We start from the raw sequence: 19,192 nt of genomic DNA, 5'->3' as shown, positions 1-19,192 counted from the left end.
GATCTATATGGTTAAAATTTTATTTTCACTTTTGCTTCCTCAATATCATCATAGGCAATTACCGCTTCTTTCTCCACGGTATGCTTACCTTTTCCTACGGGCTTAGGCTCTCTGGTTTTCCACGCAAGTTTTATATCACTCTCGTTGATCTCAACTAGCGTACCTTCAAATTTCTCTCCCTCTTTAGTTTTCACCAAAAGGTCTCGCCCCTCATTCTTGTTATATTGACGTTTGTTCACTAACGGCGCAGTGGCACCTGCAGACATAACCTCTAAAGAAAAATCTTCTTCCTCACGATCTAAGTTATGCTCTACACCGCGACTTACCGTAACACAATCTGAAACTGTAACACCCTCATCGCCATCAATAATCACTACGATCTCATTGTTACCCTTGATCTCCAGATCGATCAAAAACAACGATGGATTCTCTACCAAAACGTCGTTTATTAATTGCTCAACCTTCTCTCTCAAAACTTAAACTATAAAAAGAGGGGGCTGCTGCCCCCTCAATGATTTTTCAATATTGAGGTGCAAATATAATAATAAATATTGGTTTTCAAAAGAGTATAAATGCCGCAATAAAAGCGTAACTTTAAGTAAGTCCATTACACTTCAACCCTTTTTAAAATTTTTTGCTATGGTTAAAAAAATACTTGTTCCCACAGATTTTTCTCAAGATTCGCTTTTTGCTTTAAAAGCTGCATCAAAATTAGCAAAGCGCTACGATGCCGAGATCTCCTTACTTCACCTCATCGAGCTTCCAGGCGTTTCTACAGATGGCGTGCATGAAGGTGTAGGCAACCAATTTCCTGAAGCTATTTTCTTTATGAAACTTGCTCATCAAGAATTTGACAAGCTCATGAGTTCTCCTTTTTTAAAAGATGTAAAGATCAAAGAGAAAGCAGAATTTCATAAAGGTTTTGATGATATCAACGCCATCATAAAAAAATACGATGCAGATCTTATTGTGATGGGATCTCACGGTAAAAGCGGACTCAACAACATTTTTGTAGGTTCTAACACAGAGAAGGTTGTAAGAAACAGCAACGTCCCTGTGCTTATCATTAAGAAAGATCATGAGAAATTTAAGCTCACGAACTTTGTATTTGCAACAGACTTTCAGGATGATAACATTAATCCTATAAAGAGCGCTTTGGCTATAGCCAAAAGAGAAAATTCAAAATTCCATTTACTTTATATCAATACGCCAGGGTCATTTCAAACCACCACAGAACTCATGGAAGCATACGATGCACTGGCTGAAAAAATAGGCCAAGAGTTACCGTCTCCTACCATCTTTTGCGACAAAACCATTGAGCGCGGGATTCTCAATTATTCTAAACTCATCAATGCAGATCTTATCGCGACAGGAACTCATGGTCGCAAAGGCTTAGCGCATTTCTTTAATGGATCAATAAGTGAAGACTTAATGCATCACGCGATGAGACCGGTGATGACTTTTAAGATTTAAAGTATTGACAATTGGGTAATTATTAACAAACGTGCTATTTATCTTAGTGAACATAAAAATTGCTTTGCTATGAATACACGATTTGCACCTTCAGAAATTTTAGAGAATGTACACAGTTTGATCAAACAAAGTTGCGACGGTCGAGGTAACATCAATGCTTTTGATAGTTTTCATGTTGCATTGTTGAAGAGATACTTTGGCTGCAGCCAAATAAAATATCACCGAACTGATAAAAGTGTAGAGATTGAGATCATGCCTGTGGAAACTTCATCACATTCTGCGCACATAGAGATCAAACCAGAAAATCTTGAAAGTTTTCTTATCTCTTGCATTAAGGAAGATGATGTGAGTTTGGGTTTTTATGATAAGATGCTGCTGTATTATGCTACTCACATTCAGGGAGAGCAATTTCACTTACAAAGCGCATAAAAAAAGAGGTCAAATTTTACTTTGACCTCAGCTACAAATAAAAGGGAAAACTAGCGACTAATGATGATGAAATCTGATCTTCTGTTCTTGCTATACTCTTCTTCTGTACAATCTCCTGCAGGACATTTGTAAATAGGCTCTGATTCTCCAAAACCTCTTGCACTTGTGATCCTGTCTTGCGAGATACCTTTTTCAAAGAGATATTGCTGGGTAGATTTTGCGCGTTTATCAGAGAGCGCTAAATTATAAGGTTCAGACCCTCGTTGGTCTGTATGGCTCTCTATCTTAATGATCATTTCGGGAAAATCGTTCATGACGTCGATGATCTTTTGCAGCTGGTTTGCTGCAGTAGCATTGATATTATATTTATCATAATCAAAATGAATGGGGTCTATTCTGATCTTTTCGACGTCATTTTCTACAACGATTATCTCCGAAAGGTCGTCTAACTCAAAATCCACAACCTTAACACCATCTTCTGGCAGTTCTGACATATCTACAAATGTGCTTTCTTCGCTAAATCCTTTTTTAGATGCAGATATTAAAACTTTAGTTCTACATTCTACTCTAAACTCATAATATCCATTTTTATCTGTCATCAATGTTGCGAGCTCATCGCCTTGAGAGGTAATGAATTTTATTCTAGCATCTTGGATAGGTTCTTTTGTCTCGCTGTCTACGACATTACCTTTAATATATTGCCAGCATTCTCGCAATCTGTATTCAAAGGCATAAATATCATCACCTCCATAACCACCCACGCGGTTAGATGAGATATACCCCAAGCCATCGTCATATTCACGGTAAGCAAAATCATCTGCTTTAGAGTTAATACCAAGCCCCATGTTCTTAACATTCACAAAAGAATTGCCTACACGCTCTGCTTTATAAATATCAATACCTCCAAAGCCTACGTGACCTTTAGAAGAAAAATACAGTATACCGTCTTTTACAAATGGGAAGTAGTCATCGTATGGCGTGTTAACCGTAGGACCTAAGTTGCGCGGAGCAGAGTATGTGCCGTTAGGTCTAATATCACAAACATAAATATCAGCACCACCATAACCTCCCGGCCTGTCTGAGGCAAAATAAAGTAGCATTCCATCTTCAGTATACGGGTGACCTGTAGAATAATCTTCACCGTTTATAGGCACTTCTAACTTCTCATAGCGATCACCATTTTTAACAGCTTTATAGATCCTGAAATAATTACGTTTTTCTTTACCGAAGATCTTCTTTCTATCATTTTTCAGATAACTCGAAGCATAATAAATAGTTGTACCATCTGGATCAAAGCTTGCTGATGCATCATGAAACGGAGTCTCTAACCCTTCATCAAAGAGTTGAACATCTGTAAAATGTTGCGAAGTATTTCTTTTCGCTTTAAAAAGCGATAAATAAGGCGTCTCGTCACGCTCATATATCTTATTAAGATCACTTTCTCTACTTGAAGAAAATATTAAAGTTTCCCCTTTAAGGGTGCCCCCAAAATCTGAATAAGACGAATTTACATCCAAAGCAAAAACATCATATAATGTATCTTCTTCTGCAACTACTTTAAATCGCTTTGCTTCATCTTTATATTCCTGAAGCAGCTTTGTTTGATTTGTACTTTCTAAATACTTAATATACAGCTCATCTGCCTGCTCAAATCCTCTTAATGCGCGCAACGCATCATAATATTGATGCAGATGAATTCTAGGCATTTTATAACCTACAAGAGCAAAAGCATTGCGATATCCTATAATAGCACGCTCTTTATCATTAAGATTATAATGTGTATCTCCTATTTTCATCCAGGTATCTGCAGAAACTTTTTCTTCAATAGTTTCTTGCAAGTACTTATCAAATTCTGTTGAAGCCCGTAGAAATGATTCACGATCATAGAGCTTATCTGCCTTTTCTAGTATTCCCGCTTGACTATAAACAAGTGAGGAACATGTTAAAAATGCTATGAGAATAAATCTGTTCATTTGCTTTAAGTTTAAGTTTGAAGATTAAAAGAAGCGTGGTGAATAAGACATTCCATCTCTAGATCCTATAGAGAATTTTAAAATGATCTCGTGCGTACCATTGTTGTAATTATTCAAATCTGTTGTAGAATATGAATAGGCATATCCTAAAAAGAGGTCTCTAGTAAGATTAAAACCAGCAAGACCGCTAGCATTTGCATCTAACTCGTATCCCACACCTAGCGTCAATTTCTCAAACAGCAAGAAGTTTGCTGTCAATACCGCACTTAACGGAGTATCCTCTACATAATTAAGCAAGAATGCAGGCTTGAACTTTGCATTAGGACTTAAGTCAAAAACATAACCACCTATTAGATACAAGTGCAACTCATCTGCATTAACCGCCATCTCAACATCGTCATAATACTTCTGTGAAAAGAAGTTAGGCGTAGACAATCCCACATACCAGTTATCTGAATACACGTAAGTCCCAGCACCAACTATACCCAAAATCTGATTATTGATATTATCCATTAACAGCGGATCATCACCTTGATTGAAAGTTCCTTTAGCAAAATCAACATTGAGAACATTAATACCGCCACTCAAACCAAACGACAATTTCAACTTCTCATTTAAAGGAATGGTATATGCAAAATTTGCAGTCACACCATATTCATCAGATGGACCCAGCACATCTCGCATTAAATTAATACCAAGCCCTACTCTTTCTGAAATTGGAGATTCGATTCCCAGATTCATGGTCTCAGGAGCACCGTCAAAGCCCGTCCATTGCGATCTATAGGAACCGTTAATATTCAACATCTCAGAAGTACCTGCATATGCAGGATTCACCACCATAGTGTTATACATATACTGGGTGTAGTTAGGCTCTTGTTGGGCTTGCGCCAAAAAGCCTACTAACACACATCCAGTAACCAGAGCTATTTTTTTAATTAATGTTCTCATCTTTAAGTTTGGTTTGAAATTTTGATTATCTAGCTATATACACCCATCCGGTTAACACTTCGCTTCCATCTCTTAAATCAAGTGTGTAATAGTAAGTTCCTGCTGGGATAATTCCTGATCCTGCAAATCCTGCCTGATTAGAATTACCTCCCCAATCATTATTGTAGCCATCAGTCTCAAATACCAGACTACCATCTCTGTTATAGATCTCTAAGTGATTATCAGGATATCTCTCAATACATCTAATAAAGAACGTATCGTTCTTACCATCTCCATTAGGCGAGAATTCATTGAACACCCATAAACAATCTGGCTCTATCTCTACAGAAGACTCATTATTATCAGGATCAGAATCTGGCGGTGAGGAAGTCGTGATATAAGCCGTATTCACATAATCACTACCTTCTACAACCGTTGCCGTGATCTGAAGCGTTGCAGTTGCTCCAGGAGCAAGATTAGGTATCAACCAAGTTCCTAGAATCTCATTGTAATCGCCCACATCTGCGGTATGCGACACATAAGAAACTCCATTAGGTAAAGACTCATCAACCACTATATCGCTCAATGGCGAAACACCTTCACTTGTCACTGTTATTGTGTAAGTGATATTCTCACCCAGTACAGGATTAAGGTCGTCTACCGTTTTCACAATAGTTAGATCTGTACACACGATCACATCTACATCTAACATTGCTTCTTGCTCAGGATCACAGTTAGCAACATCTGTATACATAACTGAAATTGAGTTAGCACCATTCATATCCCAAATAAGAGTTATGAAATTATCTGTAGCTCCACCTCCATCTATTACCTGAGCACCAGTGTATGTCCAAGCATAATCTTGCATACCTGATTCTGTAGTGTAAGTGATCTCTGTACCAAAACATGCATTAGGAGTAGATTGAGACAGCGTAGCCATATTATTTTCTTTAACTATGGCAGTTATGGCAATTCTATTTTTACTCTCACAACCGTCTAATTGGATTGCTCCATAATAAACTGTGTTATTTTCTAAAGGCGTATTATCAGCAAGAACAGTTCCTCCTGATTGTGTAGAGTACCAAACTACATTAGGCTCATTTACCACAAGATCGCTTACCGTAGGATTATCAGTAATACAGAACTCTTGCACAGTCTCTGAAGCCGTTGGCCCAGGCACTGAGATTAATGTAACATGAACTTCTAGGCGATCTACACTCTCTGAGTTAACACCTACTGTTGCCACATAATAGTTTGTATCATCAATCAATAAGGTTCCAGAAGGAAGTGGCGAACCACCTGTTTCAGTTAGATAAACATTCACATTAAATTGATCTGTTACTATATCATCTATTGTAGGCAGATCTGAGGCACAGAATTGTTGCTCCATATCTCCATTAGGTGCGCCTACCGTAATAGTAAGCTCATCAAGAGTCACATCTACTGATGTGTTACCTGCATCATCCGTAGCAGATGCTACAACATCATATGTCCCATCTTCCATCTCATCCTCATCAGGAATGTTTAGCGTCCAAGTATCATCGCCGTTATCAAATAGGTTTCCATCACCTTCAGAATACGTCACACCATTTACAGTTACTGTAAGGAAATCATCAGATTCAGCCGTACCTGTAAGTGTTGGTGTAGTATCAGATGTTGTTAAGAAATCTACCGTAGGTATTGCAGGTGCCGTCACATCTACCGTATATGTTGCTGTGTCAGACGCAGTCTTTTCGCACGAAAGTGGCGCATCACCAGCTATCGTAACACTAGCATCAATTGTAAGATCAGCATCTGCAATAAGATCAGCCCCATCAACCTCAACAGAGAAAGTAAGATTAGCCTGAACTATCGCCGTATAAAGCACTCCATTTACTGTAATCTCTACCTCTGCTCCCGGCTGCACATCGCCTCCCACTACACCTGTAATAGGTACGGTACCATTTGACTCTTCTATATTAATTACATCATCTGCTGTGATATCTTGATCAAGAGTGATCTGAACATCAGGACCTGCATCAGCCGAAACTTTTACATCAGCAAAATCTCCCTCGGCATTCATACAACCTGTGTCTTCATTAGTAACACTCACATAATATGTGTATTCTACACCAGCTTCAAGACCGCTTATTGTTAAGGTTCCATTTGTCGCTATTGCGAAAGTTACTGTGCCATCACTGTCTCCGTCATTTATAGGACTAGAATAATCGTTTGTTGCATACCAGTTAAAGGTTGCATTAGCGATCGTAGTCGAAGGTATCACAACCACATCATTAGGGAAACAAACCATCGTGTCAACAACAGTTATATCTGCTTCTACAGGATTATGGTTTATGGTAAACGTAACTGTTTTTCTATCTGAAGCTAAGTTCTCACAGAAACCATCACCACTAACCCCTACACTGTAGGTATAAGTTCCAGGAGCAAGAATTCCTAAATTTAAGTTGCCATCTATGCCTCCAGCCACTGGATTGCCAGCCGCATCATACCAAGCAAATACTTCGTTCGTGATCGTGCTAGTCGCAGAAAGCATCGCCATCAACACAACATCATCCGAAGGATCGATACATAGCGGACTTGATGGATCAAAACCGTTTACGGTGATATCTGCGATGTCTGCTTCGGTGGCTGTATCATTGATAGTGAACGTAACTGTTTTTCTATCTGAAGCTAAGTTCTCACAGAAACCATCACCACTAACTCCAACACTGTAGGTATATGTTCCCGGAGCAAGAGTTCCTAAATTCAAGTTACCATCTGTACCTCCAGCAACTGGATTGCCAGCCGCGTCATACCAAGCAAATACTTCGTTTGTGATCGTGCTGGTCGCAGAAAGCATCGCCATCAATACAACATCATCTGATGGGTCGATACAAAGTGGACTTGATGGATCAAAACCGTTTACGGTAATATCTGCGATGTCTGCTTCGGTTGACGTATCATTGATCGTGAACGTAACTGTTTTCCTATCTGAAGCTAAGTTCTCACAGAATCCATCACCACTAACTCCTACACTATAGATATACGTTCCGGGAGCAAGAATTCCTAAATTCAAGTTACCATCTGTGCCTCCCGCAACTGGATTTCCTGCAGCATCATACCAAGCAAATACTTCATTCGTGATCGTGCTGGTCGCAAAAAGCATCGCCATCAATACAACATCATCCGAAGGATCAATACAAAGTGGACTTGATGGATCAAAACCGTTTACGGTGATATCTGCAATGTCTGCTTCGGTTGTTGTATCATTGATCGTGAACGTAACTGTTTTTCTATCCGAAGCTAAGTTCTCACAGAATCCATCGCCACTAACTCCTACACTATATGTATATGTTCCAGGAGCAAGAATTCCTAAATTCAAGTTACCATCTGTACCTCCTGCAACTGGATTTCCTGCAGAATCATACCAAGCAAATACTTCATTCGTGATCGTGCTGGTCGCAGAAAGCATCGACATCAATACAACATCATCCGATGGATCAATACAAAGTGGACTTGATGGATCAAAACCGTTTACAGTGATATCTGCAATGTCTGCTTCGGTTGCTGTATCATTGATCGTGAACGTAACTGTTTTTCTATCTGAAGCTAAGTTCTCACAGAAACCATCACCACTAACTCCTACGCTATACGTGTATGTTCCAGGAGCAAGAATTCCTAAATTCAAGTTGCCATCTGTGCCTCCCGCAACTGGATTTCCTGCTGCGTCGTACCAAGCAAATACTTCGTTTGTGATCGTGCTTGTCGCAGAACGCATCGCCATCAACACAACATCATCTGATGGGTCGATACAAAGTGGACTTGATGGATCTAAACCGTTGACTGTAATGTCTGCGATGTCTGTTTCGGTTGATGTATCATTGATCGTGAACGTAACTGTTTTTCTATCTGAAGCTAAGTTCTCACAGAAACCATCACCACTAACTCCTACACTATATGTATATGTTCCAGGAGCAAGAGTTCCTAAATTCAAGTTACCATCTGTTCCTCCAGTAACTGAATTGCCAGCCGCATCATACCAAGCAAATACTTCATTTGTGAATGTGCTAGTCGCAGAAAGCATTGCCATCAACACAACATCATCAGATGGATCGATACAAAGTGGACTTGATGGATCTAAACCATTTACTGTAATGTCCGCGATGTCACTTTGTGTAGCAATTTCATTGATCGTAAACGTAACTGTTTTTCTATCCGCAGCTAAGTTCTCACAGAAACCATCGCCACTCACTCCTACACTATATGTATATGTTCCAGGAGCGAGTATTCCTAAATTCAAGTTGCCATCTGTGCCACCCGCTACTGGATTTCCTGCCGCGTCATACCAAGCAAATACTTCGTTTGTGATCGTGCTTGTCGCAGAAAGCATTGTTGACAAAATCACTTCGTCAATTGGAAGTAGACAAAGAGGATCTGCTGGATTTACTCCATTTACAAGGATATCTGCGATATCATCTTCTGTTGCGCCCTGCTGAATGGTAAATGTTACCGAAGTTCTATCTGCTATTTTAGTTAAACAGAATTCATCACTTTCAACTCCTACATAATACGTATATGTTCCGGGAGGAAGAATGCCAAAATCTAATGTAGCATCAGTTTCACCATTTACATATTCTTGATTTCCGCTGACAAGCTGATACCAATAATACGTGGGATTAGTTAAGGTTGTACCGTCAGTTTCCGCCGTAAGGCTAATACTTGTATTATCTGTCTCACAGAATGTATCCTCAGTATCACCATTAATATTTATTGAAACAATTACACTCGCAGGAGTCGTAGGACGAATATAGATCTCAAGTTCTTGTCTTGGTCCAAATTCACACCCCTGACGAATAGGCTGCACAGTGAATGTATAGGTTTGACCCTCTACTAAATTATCTGGCAAGTCAAACTCATAGGTGTCTACATTAGTAAGTGGATTATTACCTTCATCGTAAATTTGATAGAACGTACAATCATCTTGTTGAACAAGGGAGATCGTATCGTCATAACATAACTCTAAAGCTCCATCTACATTAAGCGGAATTACCGTTTCTACCGCTGCTTTTCTATCTACATCATGAATTCTTATTGCATCCAGAACATTTGCAACTCCGCCATAACTTATAAGAACATTATCAAATGGCTCTGTAGTAGGAACAGTCAATACATTTTCTCCACCGGTTCCTCCAAGAAGTGTTAATAGCTGAAGATTAAGCCCTGTGGTAGTATTTGTAATAGGTGCACCAACCTCGGCATCACCATTGTATAATTGAATTTCAAGACCATTAAGCAATCCTAATTGGAGGATATCATTATCTGGACGGCTTATCACAATTCTTAGTGAATCTGTAGGCTGACTTAATGTTTTAAAGTCTACTCTTAATTGTGCGCTGTTTGCAACCTCAACTCCACGTGAAAGTGTTGTATAAGTAAAGTCGTCAAAATCTACAGAGAACCAAGGATCAACCACAGATGCCGTCGCGCTTAAAGCATCAAGACCCGCAATAGTTTCTACTCCAAAGAAAACATCTTGCACATCTGCTTTTACCGTGCTATCAATACCTGTACAATTTAAGGTTGTCACCTGCTCATTCACATAGGCATCATAAACATTATAGCTATCTCCTAGAGAAAGTAACGAACCAAAGTAAACGCGTACTCCAGAATATGCTTGAGGACCGCTAGCATTATTTGGCACGAAAGTGAATTCAAAAGCCGCATCTGCCGAAAGCAGATTTATAACTCCTGCATCTACAGAGTTTCCTGCGCCTATTGGGTTTCCTGATCCATCAAGACCATATACTAAGAATCCTGAAAGCGTACCAAGACCGCTATATTCTTTACCCATTTTCACACTTACTGGCGTCCCGGCAGGATACTGATCATCAAAGGTTAAATCATAATATCCACCACCTAATCCAGCAATACCTGCTATTGTTGTAATAGTTGCTGAAGTTTTTGGATTTCCATCAGCGCCATTTGCTTCGTTTGTCGCAAAACCTCCTAAGGATGTAAAGTTTGCACTGGTAGCATAAATACGTTGCATCGCTGGCGGACAATCATCTTGATCAAATACTGTGATCGTGAAGAAAGCCGAGTTTGAACATCCGTTGCTATTTTCCGCGGAAGCGGTAAAAACATACACCCCTGGTGTTGCAAAACTCACAGAACTGCCCGTAAATACATTACCCTGATTATCAAACCAAGTTACTGGTAATCCTGAAGGCGTTGTTGTAACGCCAGGTAAAGTCACACTGGCGTTTAGAGCAACGTTGACTGATGATGGTCCTGAGAATGTGATCACAGGTTGATCGTTAAGTATAGTTGTGATCTCTAATCTTGTTGAGCTCTCACAACCAGTTCCTGCCTGAGCGGCGAAATAAACTCCGCCATCTTGAATTAAGGTACTATCTGCAAGAAGATTTCCTCCCGTAGCAGCGTCATACCATACTATACCAGTTCCATTCACCTGAATATCTGCAAGTGTAGCATTATCTAACACACAGAATTCTTGTGAAGGATCTGTAGTAGTGGGAGCCGCTGTATCTTGAAGATCAACGGTAACAGCTACTCTATTAGCGCTTTCACAACTACCTACAACTTGAGCTCCGTAGTAAATTCTACTTTCTAAAAGATCTGTAGGACTAAATGCTGTACCACCTGTTGATGCATCATACCAAACGACATTACTTTCATTAACCTGAATTTGTGAAACCGTAGGTGCATCAACTACACAGAACTCTTGTGTTGCATTGTTTGTAGTAGGATCTACCGCCCCACTGAAAACAGACACACTTACTGGAGTGAGATTGCCTGCGGTATTTTCGCAAACACTGCTATCTCCGCCAGAGATACTCACAAAATATGTGATTCCGTCATCTGCAAGTTGCAGACCATCTATTGTTAGATTTCCGCTAGCATCTAGCGTATAAGTTTTACCACCTACTGTGGTGCCGTTTGTGATAGGCGTAGAAGTATCATTGCTAAAGTACCATGCAAAATCTACATTGGCGTAAGTAGAGGTTGGCATCACTGTGGCTGTATCGCCAAAACAGATCGCATCGCCAGTCACCGTAACATCACCAGGCATACCTGCCGGATTGATGGTAAATGTTATTTCAAATCTATCTGCTTCATTAGTCTTGCAATATTCATCACTACTTATTCCTACATAATAGGTATATGTTCCCGCAGTAAGTGGACCAAGATTTAAAGTAGCATCAGTTTCACCAGTTACAAGAACTTGAGTTCCTGATTGATCTTCATACCAATAATAAACCGGATTCGTCAAGGTAAGACCAGCATCAGTTGTGACACTAAGCGTCACATCTGCTCCACTTTCACAAGTAAAAGCATCACTACCTCCATTAAGGGTGAAAGATGTAATTGCAGTGTCAGGAGTAGATTCTTTTATATAGATTTCAAGATCTTGTGGATACCCGAAGTCACAACCTTGACGTACCGGTTGTACTGTAAATGTATAAGCTTGACCTTCTGTAAGACCAGCAGGCAATTCAAACTCATAGTTATCTGTTGTAGTTAACTGATTTCCTGATTCGTCATAAACTTCAAACCAAGTACAATCATCTTGACTCACGAGCATAATTGTCTCTCCAGCAGAACAAAGCTCTAACTGATCATCAGTATTAAGTGGAATTGTAGGCACTACAGCAGCTTTTCTGTCAACATCACTTATTTGGATCGCGTCCAAAACATTTGCAACACCACCGTAGCTTATCACTACTCTATCATAAGCATTTGGCGTAGGTACAGTGATCGCTGCAGACTCTCCTGCTCCGCCTAAAAGACCTAACAGCTGAAGATTTAAACCACTTGTGTTATTTGTAATTGGCGCTCCAACTTCGGCATCGCCATTATATAATTGAATTTCTAAGCCATTAAGCAAACCTAATTGCAGCAAGCCATTATCAGGTCTTGAGTAAATGATCTGTAAAGAATCTGTAGGCTGACTTTGAGATTTGAATTCGATATCAAGAAGTGCTGTATTAAGAACTTCAGCACCTCTGCTAAGCGTTGTAAATGTTGTAAGATCTTTATCAACTGCGCTCCAAGGATTAACCACAGAAGCTGTCGCACTAAGTGCATCTAAAGTAGCTAATGCTTCAACACCATAATTCACATCCTGCACATCTGCCTTAGTTACTGCATCAATAGCAGTACAAGACAAGGTTGTACTTTGTGAAGTTACATATGCGTCAAAAACCTTATAACTATCAGCTACTGAAAGTAACGAACCAAAATATATACGAACTCCTGTGAAGGATTTTGGCCCTGTGTTATCATTAGGAACAAATGTAAATTCAAAAGACCCATCTGCAGAAAGTAGATTAACAATACCAGAATCTGCAGTGTTTCCTGAACCTATAGGATTTCCTGAACCATCTAAACCATAAACTATAAAGCTTGATAACGTTCCTAAACCACTATATTCTTTACCCATTTTTACATTTACTTGCGTACCTGCCGTAAAAGTGTTTCCAAAAGAAAGATCATAATATCCACCGCCAAGACCTGCTAATCCTACAACGGTTGTGATCGTTGCTGCTGTTTTTGGGTTACCATCGCTTCCGCTTCCTGAGCTAGTTATAAATCCACCTAAACTTGTGAAGTTTGAACTAGATGCATAGGTTCTTTCATTTGCTGGCGGACAATCATCTTGATCATAAACCGCAATTGAGAAAAATGCCGAATTACTACATCCAGTTGAGCTTTCGGCTGTAGCCGTAAAAACATAAACACCTGGCGTAGCAAAACTCACAGTTGAGCCTGTAAAAACAGCGCCTGTATTATCATACCAAGTTACAGGAAGTCCCGCAGGAGTTGTTGTAACACCTGGCAAAGTAACCGTTTGATTAAGCGCCACACTCACTGAAGCTGAGCTGTCAAAAGTTATTGTAGGTTGATCAAACACATTAGTTGTAACCTCTAGTCTAGTAGCACTTTCACATCCATTTGTAGTTAGTGAGGCATAATACGTTTCTCCATCCTCAAGAGCTGTATCAGTTGCAAGCGCTGTTCCTCCAGTCGCTTCTGCATACCATATCACTCCAGCTTCATTAACCTGAATATCTGCTACCGTAGGATTGTTTAGGACACAGAAATCTTGTGTCGCATTCAAAGTCGTAGGTGCTGGTGCATTTGTGAAAGTCACAAGCACTTCTAACCTGTCAACACTTTCAATATTAGTTCCAACTGTCGCTATATAATAAGGAGTGTTATTTGTAAGTGGATCTGTTGGCGAAAGAGCTGTTCCTCCTGTTGTGGTCAGGTAAACATTAACATTAGGTTGATCAGTCACAATATCATCCACCACAGGGTTATCACTTTCACAAAACTCTTGATTCGCATCACCATTAGGTGTAGCTGGTGAGATTGTTAGTTCATCTGTAGTAGTATCTGTAGCTGTATTTCCTACGCCGTCTGTAGCTTCCGCCAAAACATCATAAACTCCATCTACCAGCGCATCTGCAGGCGGAATTACAAGAGTCCATGTGTCGTCTGTATTATCAGTAAGATTTCCGTCACCTTCGGTATAAGTAATTCCATTTACAGTCACAGTAAGATCATCAACCGAATCTGCCGTTCCTGTAATAGTTGGTGTGGTATCTGTTGTAGTCAAAGCATCTACCGTAGGAGTGGTTGGCGCTGTAAGGTCAATGGTTAACTCATCTGTAGTAGTATCTGTAGATGAGTTACCTAAACCATCTTGGGCTTCCGCCAAAATATCATAAACACCTTCGCCAAGCTCATTACCAGTGGGAATGTTTAAAGTCCAAGTGTCATCAGTATTATCAATTAAGTTCCCGTCACCCTCAGCATAAGTAACTCCGTTTACAGTTACGGTCAGATCATCAACTGAATCTGCTGTTCCGGTAATTGTCGGAGTTTGGTCGTTCGTGGTCAAAAGGTCTACCGTAGGAGTTGTTGATGCTGTAAGGTCAATAGTTAATTCATCTGTGGTCGTATCCGTTGCTGTATTGCCTGCCGCATCTGTGGCTTCTGCAACAACATCATAAACACCTTCTCCAAGCTCATTTCCAGTCGGAATATTCAAAGTCCAAGTGTCATCGGTATTATCAATTAAATTTCCGTCGCCTTCAGTATAAGTAACTCCGTTTACCGTTACCGTCAAATCATCAACTGAATCTGCTGTTCCGGTAATTGTCGGAGTTTGGTCGTTCGTGGTCAAAAGGTCTACCGAAGGAATTGTTGGTGCTGTGAGATCAATGGTTAATTCATCGGTGGTCAAATCAGTTGCTGTATTACCTGCAGCATCTGTAGCTTCTGCAACAACATCATAAACACCTTCGCCAAGCTCATTTCCTGTCGGAATGTTTAAAGTCCAAGTGTCATCAGTATTATCAATTAAATTACCATCACCCTCGGTATAAGTAACTCCGTTTACAGTTACAGTTAAGTCATCAACTGAATCTGCTGTTCCAGTAATTGTCGGAGTTTGATCGTTCGTGGTCAAAAGGTTTACCGAAGGAGTTGTTGATGCTGTAAGATCAATAGTTAACTCATCTGTGGTCGCATCAGTAGCTGTATTGCCTGCAGTATCCGTAGCCTCTGCAACAACATCATAAACACCTTCGCCTATCTCATTTCCAGTCGGAATATTTAATGTCCAAGTGTCATTAGTATTATCAATTAAATTGCCATCGCCCTCGGTATACGTAACTCCGTTAACTGTTACAATCAAGTTGTCAACTGAATCTGCTGTTCCGGTAATTGTAGGCGTTTGGTCGTTTGTGGTCAAAAGGTCTACGGTAGGAGTAGTTGGCGCAGTAAGATCAATGGTCAACTCATCTGTGGTGGTATCCGTTGCTGTATTTCCAGCAGCATCCGTGGCTTCTGCAACAACATCATAAACGCCTTCACCTATTTCATTCCCAGTTGGAATGTTCAAAGTCCACGTGTCATCAGTATTATCAATTAAATTACCATCACCCTCGGTATAAGTAACTCCGTTTACAGTCACAGTCAAATCATCAACTGAATCTGCTGTTCCAGTAATTGTCGGAGTTTGATCGTTTGTGGTCAAAAGGTCTACCGTAGGCGTTGTTGGCGCAGTAAGATCAATGGTCAACTCATCTGTGGTTGTATCCGTTGCTGTATTTCCAGCAGCATCCGTAGCTTCTGCAACAACATCATAAACACCTTCGCCTATTTCATTCCCAGTTGGAATGTTTAAAGTCCAAGTGTCATCAGTATTATCAATTAAATTGCCATCACCTTCAGTATAAGTAACTCCGTTTACAGTTACGGTCAGATCATCAACTGAATCTGCCGTTCCGGTTATTGTCGGAGTTTGATCGTTTGTAGTCAAAAGGTCTACGGTAGGAGTAGTAGGTGCAGTAAGATCAATGGTAAGTTCATTAATGGTAGTATCAGAAGAAGTATTCAACGCAGTATCTGTCGCAACTGCAGACACATCATAAACTCCCTCTGCAAGAACATTTCCTGGCGGAATCTGTAATTGCCATGTTCCATCATTATTATCTTGTAAGTCACCATCACCCTCATTGTAAGTCACACCATTTACGGTTACACTAAGGTCATCAGCAGAGTCAAGTGTTCCTGTAATTAAAGGTGTAGTATCAGTTGTAGTTAAGAAATCAACCGTAGGATTAGTTGGCACCGAAAAGTCAACCGTAAGCTCATCAGTTGTTACATCATTTGTTGAATTACCCGCTGCATCTGTAGCTTCTGCAACAACGTCATAAACACCTTCGCCTATCTCATTCCCGGTAGGGATCATCAATGTCCAAGTATCATTTCCGTTATCCACAAGATCGCCATCACCTTCAGTATAGGTAACCCCATTTACTGATACCCTAAGATCATCAATAGAATCTGCGGTTCCGGTAATTGTTGGAAGTGTATTTGCGGTAACCTGAGAATTAACCGATGGTATAGTTGGATCAGTAAGATCAATCGTCAACTCGTCTGTTGTAGCATCTGTAGAAGTATTTCCTGATGCATCTGTGGCTTCCGCCAAAACATCATAAATCCCTTCGCTAATTTCATTTCCGGTGGGGATGGTTAATGTCCAGGTGCCGTCTCCATTATCTAATAGATCACCGTCACCTTCTGTATAAGTAACTCCATCTACAGTTACAGTAAGATCATCAGCTGAATCTAGCGTTCCTGTTAAAGTAGGAGTTTGATTATTTGTGGTAAGAAAATCAACAGTAGGAATAGTGGGAGCAGTTAGGTCTAAAGTATAAGTTGCTGTAGCAGTAGTCGTGGCATCACATAGCAGCAATCCACCAGAAATAGTTAAACTCGCATCTACCGTAAGATCAGGATCTGCAACAAGATCTGAACCAGCAACATCTACAGAAAAAGTAAGATCGCCTTGAACGACCGCTGTATAAAGGTTAGAATTTACAGTGATCTCAACCTCATCCCCAGCGACAGCATCTCCTCCTACAGAACCAGAAATTGGAATCATAGAAGAACTTTCAGCTATGTTGATAACATCATCTGCTGTGATATCCTGAGCCAAAAACAACTGAGGATCTGGACCAACATCTACCGATAAGTTAATTGAGGCTAGGTCGCCTGGAGCATTACTACACCCGGTATCCTGATCCGTCACACTTACAAAGACTTCTACAGGAGAGTCTTCCGGCGTAAGCCCTAAAACCTCTAGATCACCATCTGCATTGATAGTGTAAGTGAGTCCATCAATTACATCTCCATCTTCAATTAACTGTGTAGCGCCAGCATCTAGATAAAACTGGAAGTCTCCATTTAATAATGTTGTAGGTTGAATAATGATATCTTGACCAATACAAACTGCAAGATTTACATCGGCAAAAACGATATCAGAAGCTGTTGGCCTTGCATTTACAGCAACATCTACCGCAACTCGTGCAGATTCTTCAACACAACCCGCAACTGATGAAGCTACATAAAAAGTTGTATCAGATGAAAGTGCTGATGTTGTAAAGGTTTCTCCACTATTCACTGTAGCAAGCGGAGTGGTTGCTGTTAAACTATCATACCAATTTAAAACTGCTCCTGCAGTGGTACTTGTGGCAACAAGATCTGCCGTATCGTCTTCACAAACCTCTATATTTTCGGTTGCAGCATCAAGAACAGGAATATCTGGAGTAACCGCAATATTATACAATTGCAGACTCTGACTCAATGAAGTATTGAGCAATGAAGTATATCTTACTGAGACTCCATCTACAGCTACCGATATTGAAACAGGCACATCTACAACAGTTCCAGATTCTAGTAATCCTAGAAGATCAAGATTTATTAAAGAATTTAAATCTGTAGAAAAAACTTCTGTACTGCCATTATAACCAACTATTTGTATATTATTAAGGACACCAAGTGCTATAAGAGATGGATCTACACCTAAACGTATTTTAAAATCATTGGTGGCATCCACCAGATCCTGATAAAATGTTCTTTGCTCTATAGAAGCAAGAACATCCAACACCCCAAGATTTAACTCTGAAAATGTTGTATTAGAATTATCAATAAAAAACTCTGGATTATCAACTCCCGCTCCAGCAATGTTGATAAGATCTAAACTTATACCATCACCATCATAATTTGTAAATGATGGTTTACCACAATCTACACCACCCGTTCCATAAAAAGCATCATAAACTCTTAACCATGCTGTATTACCTAGCCCCAGCAATGTTGAATTCAGTGAGTTTGTAATTCTTATATTCTCATAATCTGACGTAGGCGTTATAGCTACATAATAATTACCATCTGCATCAACAACTACATTAGCCAGATCATTACCAAACGCCTCAAAATCCTGACTCTGCACCTCATAAACCTCATTACCTAAAGAATCAAAAGCTTGTATAGTGAATTCTTGTTGACCTAATAATACTACTCCTAGTACATCACCTAAAAGATCTCCAAGGCTTCCGCCCAAAAGAACATCCAGAAGACCAGCTTCTGTTTCCATTTTAATATAAGTAGTAGTGCCGCTAGGTATCGTAGTATCAAAACCCAACTCAATATATGCATCAACTCCTCCTATAAAAAGTGTAGGAGCCTCAGCCGTAAGCTCTGCATATGTAGCTAGATCTTCATCTACAGCATTAGCTTGATCAGTAACACTTAGTCTATCATCTACTGTAGAAGCAAAAGTCTGCGTTTGCGCATCAGCAGTATAACTGCCCACAAACAGGAATAATAAAAATACCGAAAAGAGTAATTTTAAAGGAGTAGAGTTCGGGTTCATTCGATATGTGTTTAAGTTTAGGTAATAAAAGTCCCGTCCAGTTAAAAACCAGATTTTTAAAATTTCAAATGAGTGGGCATAAACCGGGATGATATCGCACTATAGACAATGAGATTTGCCGGTGTAAGAACGATAAGTGCTTTTTTACTAGAATTAC

The 19,192-nt window shown here is 39.9% G+C and carries 6 protein-coding genes; 2 read left to right on the top strand and 4 right to left on the bottom strand.

Annotated features, from left to right (window positions below):
* Positions 1-11: 11 nt before the first annotated feature.
* Positions 12-473, bottom strand: coding sequence for a ribosome assembly cofactor RimP (gene rimP, locus ACZ5L8_RS15595; protein WP_462599731.1), 462 nt, complete (start codon positions 471-473; stop codon positions 12-14).
* Positions 474-639: 166 nt separating this feature from the next.
* Between rimP and ACZ5L8_RS15590 the strand changes: the two genes are divergently transcribed.
* Together ACZ5L8_RS15590 and ACZ5L8_RS15585 are read left to right on the top strand one after the other, a co-directional pair.
* Positions 640-1,473, top strand: coding sequence for a universal stress protein (locus tag ACZ5L8_RS15590; RefSeq protein ID WP_464438578.1), 834 nt, complete (start codon positions 640-642; stop codon positions 1,471-1,473).
* 69 nt (positions 1,474-1,542) lie between these two features.
* On the top strand, positions 1,543-1,902 hold the full coding sequence (locus tag ACZ5L8_RS15585) for a hypothetical protein (protein ID WP_464438577.1): 360 nt from the start codon (positions 1,543-1,545) through the stop codon (positions 1,900-1,902).
* Between the two features lie 50 nt (positions 1,903-1,952).
* Here ACZ5L8_RS15585 and ACZ5L8_RS15580 read toward each other — a convergent pair whose 3' ends face one another.
* From ACZ5L8_RS15580 to ACZ5L8_RS15570, 3 genes are read right to left on the bottom strand one after another with little or no spacing between them, the layout of a single operon-like run.
* Positions 1,953-3,875: an OmpA family protein gene (locus tag ACZ5L8_RS15580; RefSeq protein ID WP_464438576.1), complete on the bottom strand. Its 1,923-nt coding sequence runs from the start codon at positions 3,873-3,875 to the stop codon at positions 1,953-1,955.
* A 24-nt stretch (positions 3,876-3,899) separates the two neighbouring features.
* On the bottom strand, positions 3,900-4,823 hold the full coding sequence (locus ACZ5L8_RS15575) for a PorP/SprF family type IX secretion system membrane protein (protein ID WP_464438575.1): 924 nt from the start codon (positions 4,821-4,823) through the stop codon (positions 3,900-3,902).
* Between the two features lie 25 nt (positions 4,824-4,848).
* On the bottom strand, positions 4,849-19,035 hold the full coding sequence (locus tag ACZ5L8_RS15570; RefSeq protein WP_464438574.1) for an Ig-like domain-containing protein: 14,187 nt from the start codon (positions 19,033-19,035) through the stop codon (positions 4,849-4,851).
* Between the last annotated feature and the right edge of the window lie 157 nt (positions 19,036-19,192).

It is taken from the genome of Leeuwenhoekiella obamensis (genome assembly GCF_055391795.1).
Note: the sequence above shows the minus strand (reverse complement) of the source record. Positions and strands in the feature narration are given on the sequence as shown.